Here is a 14,850-nt window from a genome sequence, read left to right on the forward strand (position 1 = left end):
CAGGCTGAGCCAGCTGCGACAACAATCTGGAGATGCAGGAATTGGCTTCGGCGTTTTCGCAGGCGTTCGCCGAACCTGTCCAGGCGTGCGGCTTGAAAACGCCAATTCGGTGGTAATTCGAGGTCTAGGAATCGCCAGCTGACGATGCGCCCTAGTAAGATAAAATTTGACCTGCCTTCAAAAGAGTCTGTCTCAGCATTGTGCGATTAACGCCGCTGACGTTGCCTTTAACAGCGAGCGCGGCCGCAGCGCCGGCTGCTTGGCCCAATACCATGTAGGTAGGCTCAACCCGCAAGGATGTATATGCAACATGGCTGGATGACAGCGCGACCGGAACGATAAGATTAGTAACCTCAGTGACTTTCGGCAACATTGCGCGATATGGGATCTGATATGGACCTCCGGACGAAATTCCCTCGCGCGCCTCATCTGCAATAAGCCCGCTCACGACTGTCCTGATCATGCCGTGTTGATCCATTGTGTAATATCCGAGGCCGATCGAATCGGGAAACTTCGTCTTCTTTAAAATATTGTTCTGCGTCATGACGTATTGCCCGACCAAACGCCTCCCTTGCCGTGCATAAATCTGGCGCGGAAAATTATCGTTGTCCTTAAATTCATCCGCGCAAAAACCAAACCTGGCCGTTGCTTCCCTTGCAGCCAAAGGAATGCGCGGATCCGTCTGACCAAACCAGAGAAAGCCCAGTATATGACTTCTGACCCTATTTCGGATAGCCTCACGTCCGGCCTCGCTCGCGAGAATATATTCCCGACCGACGTGCCAAACATTTGTTGAGAAAAACCGGGAGGAGTTGACGTCCTGCTTGCCGAGGACGGTTTTACCGTTGCCTATAAAGTACTGCGGGGAAATACCAAGGCCCCTGTTCTGAAGGGCTGCAATAAATCTGGCGGTTGTTTCATACTCCGCCGGATTGTAATCTGCGGGTTTACGAAATGGAACGCGATTGTTGGGCACATCAGTAACGCAAAGCCTGAAATTGAAGGCCATGAGGCTTTGGTCCGCAGAACCGATCGGCTTTTGAACGTGATTGATCACGCCTGGCAGGAGTCCACTGGATGGATCGCCTTGGACGACATAAGGATCGACCGAAATTTCCGTCCCATCGTCCAGAGTAGGCTTTTGCAGCTTCTGCACACCAGCCGCGCTTTCACCGTATTGGGAGCGACCTTCGCGACCGAGGATATTCTTAGCGCCAGAAAGGGTCATGAGGTCTCCCTCATAGCTTGCGTCGATGAAGACATCGCCGCAATAACTTTGATCTGACGTCATCGTGATCCGTTTGATGACGCTGGTTGACTTCACGATGTTACGGATGCGCTGACCGTATATCACCTTGGCGCCAGACGCTTTCAGCATGGCTACCATTGTTGATTCAGCCCACTTGGATTCAAAATAAATCCGAACGGGGTCCGTCGTTTGATAGTGCGCCTTGGCTCTTTTGAGAAATTCCGCGACGATCCCGCCGTAGACTTTCTGCCGCGGTGACGCGTCTGTTTTCGTAAGACCGTTGCTCATCATCCCACCGACGTGCTGCGTCGGCTCCAAGAGAATGACACTTTTCTTCTGGCGTGACGCCTGAACAGCCGCGGCAAAACCCGCAGGTGTGCCGCCATAGACGACAATATCTGCGCTGGTGCAGGTAGCAGCCAAGACATTGGAGGCCCCAACAATAGCAAAAAAAAGCGCAAACGTTATCCGCCTAATCAAACTCATTTCATATGTTCCAATTTCGCTTTCGCAATTTACAGGGCTCGATAGCTAACAAAAAATGGCAAAATTCCAAATTGGCAACGCCACGAATTCGCGATGAACCCGGTTTCAGCCGTAACGACGTCGGAACGAGCGCGATCAGCCCATCCCTCCCTTTAACCGCTACAGTGATCGCCGCCAATAACTCGACCAAAAGTGGAAAACTTATTTTGGTTGCATTTTTGAGGTTGCGACCGTTCCTATCTTGATTTGCAACTGGAATCAATCTAGCCGTGCTCAACTTCAGGTTAGGATGATCCCTTATGATATTTCAGGACGTTCGTATTGTTTTTTTAATCGGCTTTCTTTTTCTCTTTAACAGCAATGTGTTAGCGCAATCTACTTCGGAAACGATTGTTACCAATACATCTGCCGATGAACAATCCGGCGGTGTTTGGGGCGCGCAACCTACACTTGGCGACGTGACCAACAACGGCGCGTTCTCCTACCGTTATCCGATCGATGTTCCGACTTTTCGTGGTCTGGAGCCGAAGCTTTCGCTTACCTACAATTCGAGCCGGAAAACCAGAACCGGCGGCGACTACCAGGGCTGGCTCGGCTACGGCTGGGGGCTTTCCGGTGTGCCGGTCATTGAGCGCGCCGGCGCTACGCTCGGCGCCCCGCAGTATGGGACGGACGATGTCTACGTGCTCAATGGCGAACCGCTGGCGAGGTGCGTGAACGAGACCTCCGGGGCCTCCTGCGGACCGGGCGGCAACTGGACGTCCGAGGTCGAGAACTACTTAAGGATCAAGTTCGACAGTGCCAACAACATCTGGGAAGTCACCGCCCGCGACGGCACGAAGACCACTTTCACGTCGGTTGGGAACATCGCCACCGCATCCGCGACCGTGCCCGGTGACGTGAACAATGATGTGCGGCTGAAGTATCGCTGGCTGGCGACGTCCGTCAGCGACACCGTCGGCAACCAGGTAAGCTATCGCTACAACTGCTCGGACCTGCCGGTCTGCTACCCGACGACGGTTTCCTACAATGGCCGGGACATTCGGTTCATTTATGAAACCCGTCCGGATTACATCACGACGGCCAATGGTCACTCCATTTCGACCATAACCAAGCGCATCAAAACCATTCTGGTCCAGACGTCGAATGTGACGACCTGGGGTTACAAGCTTTCCTACAATCAGGCACCGCTGAGCGATGCGTCGCGATTGATCTCAGTGCAGCAGTTCGGCAGCGATCTCAAGCTCGACAACGCCGAGACAATTATCGCGACCGAAGGCACAGCTCTCCCGAAGACATCGTTCGACTACAATGACTCAACGGAATTCAGCACCGTCAAGCATGTCGCTGGGCTGAACGGCCTGCCGTACCAGAAGGTCAGCAAGAGTTATAGAGATTACTACGAGACCAATCGCTATAGAAATGCCCAGAAGAATTTCTGGACAACGGCCTTTGCGGCATTCGATGTCAACGGCGACGGTATCACGGAGATTCTGAAGAGCAAGTTTCCCGCTTTGGGCAGCTCGAGTTGCAACTACCTCCTGTTTCACAGTCCTGCGCGGACGACGACTTATCTGGAGCAGGACCTTCCGCTTAAATGCCCAGGCTTTGTCTACACCAACGGCCGGAGCACCGATAAGGAAGTGAAAGCGGCAAAAGTCGTGCAGGGCCTGTCGGTCGGCCGCTTTGGCGCCGACAGATCAAAACCGCAGCTAATGGTGTTGAGCGGTGCGGAATATCCTTCGGTTGTGCGGTGGCAGGCAACGCTGACCAAGAGCGGCGACACGTTCGCGGTCGATGCCAACGATTGCGCGGCAGCCGAGGGCGCCAGCAGTGCCGTGACGGACCCACGTATGAAGGCGCTTTGCGGCAGGGCCTATCCTTCGGTCTATGCGACGGATTGGGACGGGGATGGCCGAGACAACATCGCTTCAGGCTCGGGTAAACTCGCCAGCTTTTTCGGCGACGCGCGCCAGCAAAGAGTCATCAAAGTAGACGATCACACCGACTTTAAATTTATCAAGGACGCAAACGTACAAGTCGGCAGACTTGGGGATTTCGTGTGCGACGCAAGCTGCGCCGTCGCTGACGTCAACGGTGACGGTCTTGATGATATCGTCAATGTGGTCGGGACAAAATTGACGATTTATCTGCACACGGGCGATAGATTGGCCTCGTGGATCGAAGCGTCTGTAAATAGCGACAGCGGGCCGGTGACGGATTGGCTCGTCACGGACGTGGACGCCGATGGCAAGGCCGAGTTTTCGGCGGGGAGAACGCGTAGCGCTGACGGCTTCGCCAACCGGAATTGGGTCATATTCCGCGCCACACATGGCCCTGGTGGGCGAGGGATCCGGGATAATGGCCTCGGTTTTTCGAGCAGCTTCGCCACGACGGGCGATTTCAATGGCGACGGGCAAACGGACCTTTTGGTGGCGCCCAACACCAATGTACAGGAAAGCTCTTACGATAATGCTGCGGAGTATCGGGCGGCTTTGTTCCAATCCTTCGAGGATCGTACCTTCCATATTCGCTATGGCAGCGCGTCCGGCGGCATCGCCAATCTTCTGAACACGGTGACGACGCCGCAGGGCGGCCAGGTGAAGGCGGCCTACACGCCTTCGACGGCTTACACCAACAGCTACCTGCCTTACAGCATGCCGACGGTAAGCTCGCTATCGGTCCTGGATGGACGCGGCCAGACTGCGACGACCAGCTATGCCTATGCCGGCGGGCTCTTTGACATCGACAAGCGGCGCTTTCTTGGATTCGGGACGGTAACGAAAACCTTGCCGAAAATTGCGAGCGAGGCCAATGCTCCGATGGTCAGAACGGCCTACAAGCAGACGATCGCGACGATCGGGCTGCCGGCGAAGACGGAGTACCTGGAAGGCGACGGCGATGTGCGACGCGCGGTGACCGAAACCTATGCGATCAACACGGCAACGGTCCCCTACACCTCCCAGAACACAGAGACGACGACGGCAATCACAGTGGGGAGCAACACCCGGACAACCAAAACCACGCGCGTTTTTGACATCTACGGCAATATTACCGAGGAACTGGATCACGGCCGCACGGATGTGGGTGGCGATGAGGTCTTTTCGCAGACCGCTTTTGTTCACAACAGAAACGCCTATCTCGTTTCGCTTCCGGCATGGACACGGCTGTATAAGGGAACGTCATCAAGCGGCCAACTGTTGAAGGCGCCGAACTTCGGCTACGATAGTCAGGGGTCTGGGGCCGTGCCGACAAAGGGACAACTGACAACCCGCCTAGACTACACGAAACCAGGCACCGCTCAGAGAAATACCTTCACCTATGATGCTTATGGAAATTTGGCGACGTCGACGAATGGCGAGAACGAAACAACATCCTATGCCTATGATGGCACGCATCATCTCTTCGTCATCAAGACGACCCATCCAAGCGGTCTGATAGAAACCGCCACGCCGAACGCCGCTTGCAGTGCGCCGGCGACAAAGAGTGGCGTGAACGGCGTGGTCACCCGCTACACTTATGACGTCCTGTGCCGGCCAACCTTGGTCGAGAATACTGTGACCGGTTCCTACACCAGGACGGCTTATCATGCGTTTGGCAACCCCGCTGCCCAGCGTATCCAGACCACCACTAGCCGGGCGAACCCGACCGGCACGGCGGATCAATACCAGTATTTCGACGGAGTGGGACGAACCTGGCGGGTGATGACCGGCGGAGACAGCTCGTCGCCGACATCCTGCGTCGACACCAAATATGATCTGCGCGGCAACGCCTGGCAGGTGACCCTGCCGTATGAGGAGGGCAAGGCACCTTTTACGACGACGACGGTGTTCGATTGGGCCAACCGCCCGATCAAGATCACCAATGCTGACGGCAGCGACAAGAGTTTCGTCTACGGATTGCAGGATGCCATCGACGTCTCAGGAAACCCTGGCTTGGAATATATCAGGGTGACGGACGAAATGGGGGCGATGACCTACACCTATACGTCCGCGGCCGGCGATGTGATCGGTAAATTGGAGCGCGCACCCAGGGTGGATGGGACCCTTATAAGCCGGTGGCTTTTCGGGGCGACCTTCGATGGCGCCCATCGGATGATCGCCGCCATGGACGCATACGGTGCCGTCTGGTCCTACACCTACGACTTCATGGGCAACCGGCTGACGGCGAAGGACCCGGATCTCGGGGAATGGTCGTATGTTTATGACAATACCAATCGTCTGATAAAGCAGACGGACGCGCGCAACGTCGTAACGACCATCACCTACAACAAGGATGGCCAGCCGCTGAAGACGACTGCGGGTGGCGTGACTTTGACGGAGAATGTCTACAGCGAAGGAGAGACCGGTTATTATAATGGGGGCATGCTGACGACCGCCAGGAACGGAGCCGCGACGCAGTCGTTCGACTATAACGCCGATGGTCTTCTACAGAAAAAGGCAGCGGTAATCGACGGTGTCACACAGGTGGAAATGACGGGCTACGACGGTGGCCGCCAGCCGATCTGGAAGGCCTATCGGCCGGACGCCAAGGCATTGGATATCGGCTCGTCGTCGAGCAAGTGGGTCTACAACCGCAAGAATCAGCTGATCTCCATCCCCGGCTATATCACCGCGACCACCTACGAGTTGGACGGGCAGACATCGTCAATCTCCTATGCCAATGGCGTGGCGACGACCTTTACCTATGACCCGCAGCGCCGTTGGCTGAAAAGCCTCGTGACGAAGAGGCAGGACGGCAGCGTCATTGTAAACGGGACCTATACCCGCGACAGGACCGGTCGCATCCTGACGATCAATGCCGACGGCATAAACAACGACTGGGCCTATACCTATGACGCCTTCGGACGCATCGCCAAGTCGGTCCGCGGGAATGACCTGTCGACGGAAAATTTCACCTATCACGACAACGACAACATGTTTACGCGCTCGGGGCTGACGGGGCGTTTCGTCTATCCCGCGGCCTCAGCCGCCCATCCGCATGCGCCGGCCTCGCTGAACGGTGTCGAGTTCACCTATGATGCCAACGGCAATCTGCTGATAGACCGGCAGGGCACGGCAGTCGAGGCGGACGATCGCATCCTCACTTACGACCTCGCAAATCGCGTCTCGAACGTGCACAGCAAGAGCGGTCCGGATGTCGCATTCACCTACGGGCCGGACGGCGCCCGGGCGAAGAAGAGTTCGGCCTTAGGCGCGACGCTCTATCCCGATGCCAACGCCGAATATGATACGGCAACGCAGGTCTTCACCCGCTATCCGCATATGGATATCAAGGTGGTGGGCACTGACACGTTCTTCCTGCACCGTGATCACCTCTCCTCGGTGCGGGCCGTCACCGACAAAAATGGCGCGATCATCGAAACCAACAGCTACGTCACCTTCGGCGAAAGCGCCAACAAGGCGATGACGACGCAGAAGAACTATATCGGCGACCGCTTCGACGCCGAGACCGGACTGCTCTACCTCAACGCGCGGTACATGGATCCGAAGTTCGGACGGTTTATCCAGCCGGATGGTTGGGATCCGACGATGGAGGGGGTGGGGACGAACAGGTATGCCTATGCCGGAAATGATCCGGTCAACAGGAGCGATCCGAATGGGCATGTGTCGGGCGCTACCGGCCAAGCACAAGCGATGAAGGCCTATGAAAAGCAGCAAATAGCAGAGCGGCAGGACCACGAGGCGTCAAAGCTAGCGGTTCAGTTGCAGCACGCCGGCGATAACTCGGATAAACTCGACGGGTTTTTGGATGGGGTAAGCCCCGAAACGGAGGCGCTTGCTAGAAGAAAGTTAGATATTTTTCGGTCCGGCGCTATTGAGCCTGATGACACCGTCTTGGCGCTTATACCAGGGGCGGCCGTCGGCCGCGTTGCTGGGATATTAAAAGGCTTCGCTGCAGCCGAGGCGCGCACAATTGCCGCAGAGAGTGTGGTACCAAGAGGCATGGTCTATCTTCGCACTGACATTTCTGGAAAGCTTGCACCATATGGGGGGCAGGCAATTAACGATGCTCGATATCTTGCTCGCCAGGCCGAGCATGCGCGAAAATTCCCGAATTCAAAGTTCGACTTCGAAATTATTGACCGTGCGAATCCAGGTAAGGCGCTAGACGTCGCGGAACACAACTTCATACAGGAGTTGACTGGCGGCGTCGCGGCTCGTCGCTCATCTGCGGTCGCTAACCTGCGAGATCCAGTTGGAGCGGCTCGTCGTCCCATGTTTGGACTGCTCGAGCCAAAGTAAATGAAGGAAAATCTGATGGGAATTCAGGCAAAGGTTGGTGATGTGTTCCTTGTCCCGCTTGATAATCGAAGTTGGGCTTGCGGGCAGATTGTCAGTGCATGGAACGACGAACTTTACCTCGCGATATTCGGACAAAAAGTAGAAGATCGAAACGTCGATCCTCGCAGTGCCATTGATCAAGAGCCGGCTCTTTTAGTTCTGACCCTAGATGCAAAATTTTGGCATGGGGATTGGCCAATCATTGGGAACGTTCGGGAGAATCTGGCTGACTTCCCACAACCGGCGTTTAAGGTCCGGCAGTCCGGGGTCGTATATGTGGAATCTAGGGATCGAGCCATCAGCCGCCCTGCATCTCCATCAGAAGTTGAAATACTGAGATACCGCAACGTGTCGTCACCAGCAGTGATCGAGGAGGCCATCCAAGCGTATTTTGGCATAGGCGAGTGGAACCCGCACTTTGATAAATTCCATGCTGACTATGCGTATCGGTCAGCGCAGTTGCTGTAGACGCCGTCGTCGACCAAGTGGGTCTACAACCGCAAGAATCAGCTGCTCGCGATCCCCGGCTATATCACCGCGACGACCTACGAGTTGGATGGGCAGACATCGTCGATCAGTTACGCCAATGGTGTGGCGACGACCTTTACCTATGACCCGCAGCGCCGCTGGCTGAAAAGCTTCGTGACAAAGAGGCAGGACGGCAGCGTCATTGTAAACGGGACCTATACCCGCGACAGGACCGGTCGCATCCTGACGATCAATGCCGACGGCATAAACAACGACTGGGCCTATACCTATGACGCCTTCGGACGCATCGCCAAGTCGGTCCGCGGGAATGACCTGTCGACGGAAAATTTCACCTATCACGACAACGACAACATGTTTACGCGCTCGGGGCTGACGGGGCGTTTCGTCTATCCCGCGGCCTCAGCCGCCCATCCGCATGCGCCGGCCTCGCTGAACGGTGTCGAGTTCACCTATGATGCCAACGGCAATCTGCTCACGGACGGAAGTCGTGAGTTCTCCTACGATCTGGCCAATAGAGCCTCCACCGTGAAGAATGGTGCCGGTGCGACGGTGACGCTCACCTACGGACCGGACGGCGCCCGGGCGAAGAAGAGTTCGAGCTACGGCACGACGCTCTATCCCGATGCCAATGCCGAATACGATACGGCAACGCAGGTCTTCACCCGCTATCCGCATATGGATATCAAGGTTGTGGGCACGACGAAGTATTTCCTGCACCGAGATCACCTCTCCTCGGTGCGGGCCGTCACCGACATGAACGGCGGCATCGTCGAAGACACCGCCTACGTCACCTTCGGCGAAAGCGGCAACAAGGTGATGACGACGCAGAAGAACTATATCGGTGAACGCTTCGACGCCGAGACCGGCCTGCTCTACCAAAACGCGCGGTACATGGATCCGAAGTTCGGACGGTTTATCCAGCCGGATACCTGGGACCCGACGATGGAAGGGGTGGGGACGAACCGATATGCCTATGCCGGCAATGATCCGGTGAATAAGAGCGACCCGAATGGGCATACATTCTGGGACGCTGTGAAAAGCATTTTTGGAGGCTCTGGCAACTCTGAAGCTGCCCCTTCAAATTGGAGGGCAAATGGTTCTGCTCCTCCCATGGGAGACAACTATTTCCACAGCCCAGAAACAACGGCAGATACCCTAATAGAATCTGGTGCGAAACGTGCATTCGGTCTTGGTCCTGGGGTGTTCCTGGGGGCCTATTTCGGCGGAAACTCAGAAAAGGGAGCAGGTGCGTATCAGTGGAACGACGACTTGAATCCAGCAGATATCCTTGTTAGCCAAAGGGAAGTTAAAGGCGAAAAAATAGATCGATTGACCGAAGACATGACAGCAAACGGCTGGACTGGAGGCCGCGTCGATGTGGTATTAAATGGTGATGGTCGGTACGTAACTCTTGATCATCATCGCGTGATCGCGGCTCAAAGAGCGGGTATTAGTGTAAAAGCGAATATTCACCGGGCGGACGAGCCGCTTGATGCAACTCAACAGCAAAGGTTTGAAGTTAAAGGCACGCAGCCGCAAACCTGGGGCGAAGCAATGAGTAATAGAATAGGTTCGCAAGGAGCAATATTCCGAAATACATATCCAAATGGATCCCCATTTATAGGATTGAAGTAATGGATAATTTCGAGCAAAAAATTCAGGAGAAATTTGAGTGGGTCAAACTACCGCCTTCATACCTGAAGGTAATTCAACTTAACCTCTGCGATATCGAGTTCTGGAGCATAAAGGTAAATGCCGAGTCTATTATTAGTTATAGCGTAAACCTAAAAACGCGGTTCCCTGAACGAGACCTAGTCATATTCGCGAAGAGAAATGACAACGATTTGATTGCATGTTGGGAACGCGGCAAGCCGGGGAAGGCAGTAATAATTAATGATTTTGCTTCTGGCGGCTATGAGAATGAGCAGGAGTATGAGACTTTCTGGGACTGGTTCCGTGCAGCCATCGAGCTAATGATTGACGAAGGAGATTGAGTGCCCAGCGGGCACGGTCGTGCCATTTGTGTGGTTCACCATCGTCTACAGCGATCGAACGCATACTTTACAAATTGAGCTGTTCGCGTCGGCTCCGCCTGGGAGGAGCAAGGTATTTTGTGATTTGATATGAAACATAATGCTGTGGAAACGCCCCGCTTACGTGCTGACCCCATTCCCCCACTCCACCCACACCTATAAGGTGTCAAAAGCATAAGTTGAGGGATTGGGGTGCGTGCGATTCGGGTTGGTCTCAGCATGGTTTTGGCCGTGCTGGCGGGGTGCGCCTCGGAGAATAGCGACGACAAATGGACGTCGCTGATGGAGGGCGTCGAGCGGCCGCAAGCGCATCAGACGCGCGGCTACCCGAATTCCAGTGTCATCAAGAACGGCGGGATTACCGGAGCGACACCGGCGGGCTTTGCGCAGGTCGGCAGCGGCGAATTCACCGGGCAGTCCCTGTCTTCGGTCACGAGCGGTCCTGCCCCGGACGGTTCCGAGGGCTACACCATCAACCTCGTCGATGCGCCGGTGGCTTCGGCGGCCAAAAAAATCCTCGGCGATATCATGGGCTACAACTACCTCGTCGATCCCAAGGTTGTCGGCGCCATCACGCTGCAGACCAGCAATCCGATGTCGAAGCAGAGCCTCCTCGATATCCTCGAAGTGTCGCTGGCGACCAATGGTGCGGCGATCATCAAGAAGGCCGATCGGTACGAGATCGTGCCGCTCACCGAGGCGACGGCGTCGAATGCGATCATCAGCGGCGGGCGTCTGCCGAAGAACGAGCCCGGCACGAAAGTCCAGGTCCTCCAACTGAAATACATCGCCGCCGACGAAATGCGCGACATCATCGAGCAGGTGAGCAAGAAGGGTGCTGTGCTGCGCACCGATCCGGCGCGCAACTATATCGTCGTTGCCGGCAACAATGGCGAGCTTTCTGCCATCCGCGAATCGATCTCGGTATTCGATGTCGACTGGATGAAGGGCATGTCCACGGCGCTTTACCCCCTGAAAGCGTCGCAACCGCAGGAACTGGTAAAGGAGCTGAATTCCGTTTTCGGTGCGGAGGACGGGCCGAACGCCAAAACCATTCGTTTCATCCCCAATACCCGCCTCAACGCCGTTCTCGCCATTACCTCGCGACCGGCCTACCTGTCGAAGGTTTCGGCCTGGATCGCCAAGCTGGACAAGATCGCGCAGACCAACGAACAACAGCTCTTCGTCTATGAGATCCAGAACCGGCCTGCGGCGGAACTGGCAAAAGTTCTGCAGAATGTGCTCGCCAGCGCCAAATCGAACGCGAGCACGGCAAGGCAAAACCCGATTGCGCCTGATCTCGTGGCCGACACGATACAAAGTGAGGGGCAAAGTGAAGGCATAGATTATTCGCCGGAAGCGAAAATGGAGCCGGATACAATGGGTTCCACCTCCAGCGCCATGCCGTCCGTTGTTGCCGATGTGGAAAACAACGCGCTACTTATCTCGACCACTGCTCGCGAGTACCAGAGAATCGAGCAGATCCTCCACCGGCTCGACGTGCTGCCGACCCAGGTCTTCCTCGAGGCTGTGATCGCCGAGGTGGCGCTGAACGATGAGCTCAAATTCGGCCTTCGCTGGTATCTGGAGAACGGCAACCATTCCCTTGGCCTGACCGATCTTGCCTCCGGCGCGGTTACGGCTGCGTTCCCCGGGTTCAACTGGACCTACCTCGCCACCGACGCGCAAACCGCCCTGTCGGCGCTTTCCAGCGTGACCAAGGTCAAGGTCATCTCCTCGCCAAACCTGATGGTCATCAATAACCAGCAGGCGAAGCTTCAGGTCGGCGACCAGGTACCGGTCGTCACGCAGACGAGCAGCAACACCTCGTCGGCCGACGCCGTCATCATCAATTCGGTCGAAATGAAGGACACCGGCATTATCCTCTCTGTCACGCCGCGGATCAACAGCTCCGGCCGGGTGATGCTCGATGTACAGCAGGAAGTAAGCAATGTAGTAGCAACGACCACCTCTGGCATCGATTCGCCCACCATCCAGCAGCGAAAGATTTCGACGCGCGTGGTCGTACACGACGGCGAAAGCCTGGCGCTCGGCGGCCTCATCCAGGAGCAGAAGTCTTTAAATCAGAAGAAGGTGCCCATACTCGGGGACATTCCGTTGCTCGGCAATGCTTTCAAGTCGAAAACCGACGCCATCAACCGGACCGAACTCATCATTTTCATCCGCCCAAGGATCGTCCGCGACAACGAAGAGGCACGCCAGGTCACGGACGAATTCCGCCAGCAGTTTGATTTTGGCCGAACCGACACGCCTGGCAAGCGCATGAAGCGCGATCTCACGCGTTTGGCGGAATGATCCGATGACGACAGAGATCGCCGCATATTCCGTTCTTTGCATTCAGCTTGCGGTGATCGCGGTGATCGATCTGCGGATGCTTATTATACCGGATCTGTGCAACATCCTGTTGGCGGCATCCGGCTTGGCCATGCATTGGTTTCTCGGCAGCTTTGACCTCGTTTGGATCCTTGCCGGGGTTCTCGTCTTCGCCGGCATTTTTGCGCTTGTCCGGGCGGTGCATTTTCATGCCAGAGGGCAGATCGGTCTTGGACTTGGGGACGTGAAAATGGCAGCGGCAGCGGCATGCTGGATCACCTTGAGCAGCTTTCCGTTGTTTCTGGCGGCATCGAGCCTTGGCGCGCTCATGTTTGCTCTATTGATGCTGCCCTTCTGGAAAAAAGAAGCGCGGACGAAAAGAGTGCCGTTTGGACCCTTTCTTGCGGCGGGACTTTTGCTCACCTGGGTGTTCGAAATGAACTCAATCTCGATTCTGACTGTTTAGGTGCGACTGCAATGATCTGGTTTCTCTCCGTCAAGTCCAAGATGTCCGGAAAAGGGCGCCCGCATAGGGTCGGGCATGAGGCCGGTTTTTCATTGGTGGAGCTCCTTGTTGTCCTCGCGATCATCGCCTTGACGACGGCGGTCGTTGCTCCGCGCGTGTTGGGCTATCTCGGCTCAGCCCGTATCGATACAGCGAAGGTCCAGGTGAAAAACCTCGAAAGCGCCCTGGAACTCTACTTCCTGGATTCCGGCCACTATCCAACACAGGAGGAAGGGCTTGCGGGCCTGTCTGCGCGGCCAGCAGACAGTGTTGTTTGGAAGGGTCCCTATCTCAAGAATGCCGGGGATCTGAAGGATCCCTGGGGGCACCTGTATCAATACCAAGCCCCGGAGGGCGAGGTTTCCTTTGCAGTGATCTCGCTTGGGCGTGACGGCAAAAAGGGCGGCGAGGGAGAAGACAGTGACATCCCTTAGCGCAGTCGCTTCATTCTCACGCCTGCGCGAATGCGGTCTGGATTTCTTCCTATGGTGGAAGAAGGAGATGCTGTCGTTGATGCCGGTCGGGTTGCGGCACAGATTGAAAGCATCTCAACGGCTCGGGCGTCAGGTGACAATCACCAAGTCCGGTTTCTCCTTCGATGGAGAAACAATCCAACCTCTCGCGACATTGGGCGAGACGCTGCTCTCCCTGAAGGTGGGAGGGGAGTCTGAGGACGCCACCATCAGGCTCTTTCTGGATGAGACACGATATCTTGAGCGGACGATCTCGCATCGGCGGCTGCCACTATCGACGCTTAAACGCGCTGCCGAACTGGATATTCTGACAGAAACACCCTTCAGCATGGATGATGTGAATATCCTGGTGACTGCGAGGTGGGACCGGCAGGCGACGTATTACATCGTACGACGCGACATCGTCGAAGAAATCAGCGGGCAGCTTAGACTTGCACGCCTCGGAGTGTCCGGCATTTACCTCGGAGCAAAGAAAATTGAGGTGGTATCTGGACTTAGTCCTTCTGATTTTTCCGATCCGACGCGCCGAAGCGTCGCCAAGTATTTTGACTATTTGATTGGGCTTTTGGTCCTACTTGCGTGCCTATTTGCTGTTTACCAGATCAATCAAAAGACGGCGGTCGCGGCCGAGAAACTCGATACGGAGATCAGCGAAGCTGATACACGCGCCCACGCCGCGAGATCAAAATACGATCAATATGCAAAGAAGATCAAACAATTGCAGATGCTCAGAACCAAACAGGCGGAAACTCTGGAGGTGGTGCAGGCATGGGAGGAGTTAAGCCGAATTCTTCCGGATACCGCTTTTCTGACTGACCTTGTCGTCAAGAATGAAACGATGGAAATAACGGGGTTCTCCGAGACACCGGCAGCGCTCATCAGTAGCATGGAAAAAAGCCCACTGTTTCAACGGGCACAGTTTGCATCTCCTGTCGTGAAGATCCCAGGCTTTTCCGGCGATCACTTCCTCATTTCGTTCGACCGGGAGCGGGGATAA

Annotated in this window: 9 protein-coding genes; 8 read left to right on the forward strand and 1 reads right to left on the reverse strand. The window is 55.7% G+C overall.

Annotated elements, in window-relative coordinates; genetic code table 11:
• Positions 1-151: 151 nt before the first annotated feature.
• Positions 152-1,735 (reverse strand): FAD-dependent oxidoreductase, encoded by a 1,584-nt coding sequence (locus ACSQ2Z_RS25265; protein WP_436083932.1) that lies wholly within the window; start codon positions 1,733-1,735, stop codon positions 152-154.
• 458 nt (positions 1,736-2,193) lie between these two features.
• Here ACSQ2Z_RS25265 and ACSQ2Z_RS25270 point away from each other — a divergent pair, with 458 nt between their 5' ends.
• The 8 genes from ACSQ2Z_RS25270 (at position 2,194) to ACSQ2Z_RS25305 (ending at position 14,850) form a co-directional block, all read left to right on the forward strand.
• Positions 2,194-7,980, forward strand: a complete 5,787-nt coding sequence (locus ACSQ2Z_RS25270; protein ID WP_436083933.1) for an RHS repeat-associated core domain-containing protein — start codon at positions 2,194-2,196, stop codon at positions 7,978-7,980.
• Positions 7,981-7,995: 15 nt separating this feature from the next.
• Entirely contained in the window at positions 7,996-8,487 is a 492-nt protein-coding gene (locus tag ACSQ2Z_RS25275; protein WP_436083934.1) for an Imm26 family immunity protein, read from the forward strand.
• Positions 8,488-8,571: 84 nt separating this feature from the next.
• A complete protein-coding gene (locus ACSQ2Z_RS25280) occupies positions 8,572-10,143 on the forward strand; it encodes an RHS repeat-associated core domain-containing protein (RefSeq protein ID WP_436083935.1) in 1,572 nt (523 codons plus the stop codon).
• The gene (locus ACSQ2Z_RS25285; protein WP_436083936.1) at positions 10,143-10,502 is read left to right on the forward strand and encodes a hypothetical protein; all 360 of its coding nucleotides are present in this window, start codon (positions 10,143-10,145) and stop codon (positions 10,500-10,502) included. The genes ACSQ2Z_RS25280 and ACSQ2Z_RS25285 overlap by 1 nt, the downstream gene beginning before the upstream one ends.
• Before the next feature lie 231 nt (positions 10,503-10,733).
• On the forward strand, positions 10,734-12,857 hold the full coding sequence (gspD, locus tag ACSQ2Z_RS25290) for a type II secretion system secretin GspD (RefSeq protein ID WP_436083937.1): 2,124 nt from the start codon (positions 10,734-10,736) through the stop codon (positions 12,855-12,857).
• A 4-nt stretch (positions 12,858-12,861) separates the two neighbouring features.
• Positions 12,862-13,341, forward strand: coding sequence for a prepilin peptidase (locus tag ACSQ2Z_RS25295; protein WP_436083938.1), 480 nt, complete (start codon positions 12,862-12,864; stop codon positions 13,339-13,341).
• 11 nt (positions 13,342-13,352) lie between these two features.
• Positions 13,353-13,814, forward strand: a complete 462-nt coding sequence (gene gspG / locus ACSQ2Z_RS25300; protein ID WP_436083939.1) for a type II secretion system major pseudopilin GspG — start codon at positions 13,353-13,355, stop codon at positions 13,812-13,814.
• On the forward strand, positions 13,801-14,850 hold the full coding sequence (locus ACSQ2Z_RS25305; protein ID WP_436083940.1) for a PilN domain-containing protein: 1,050 nt from the start codon (positions 13,801-13,803) through the stop codon (positions 14,848-14,850). Before gspG ends, ACSQ2Z_RS25305 begins: the two co-directional genes overlap by 14 nt.

It is taken from the genome of Pararhizobium sp. LjRoot235, assembly GCF_964254145.1.
In the GTDB taxonomy this organism is placed as follows: Bacteria; Pseudomonadota; Alphaproteobacteria; order Rhizobiales; family Rhizobiaceae; genus Pararhizobium.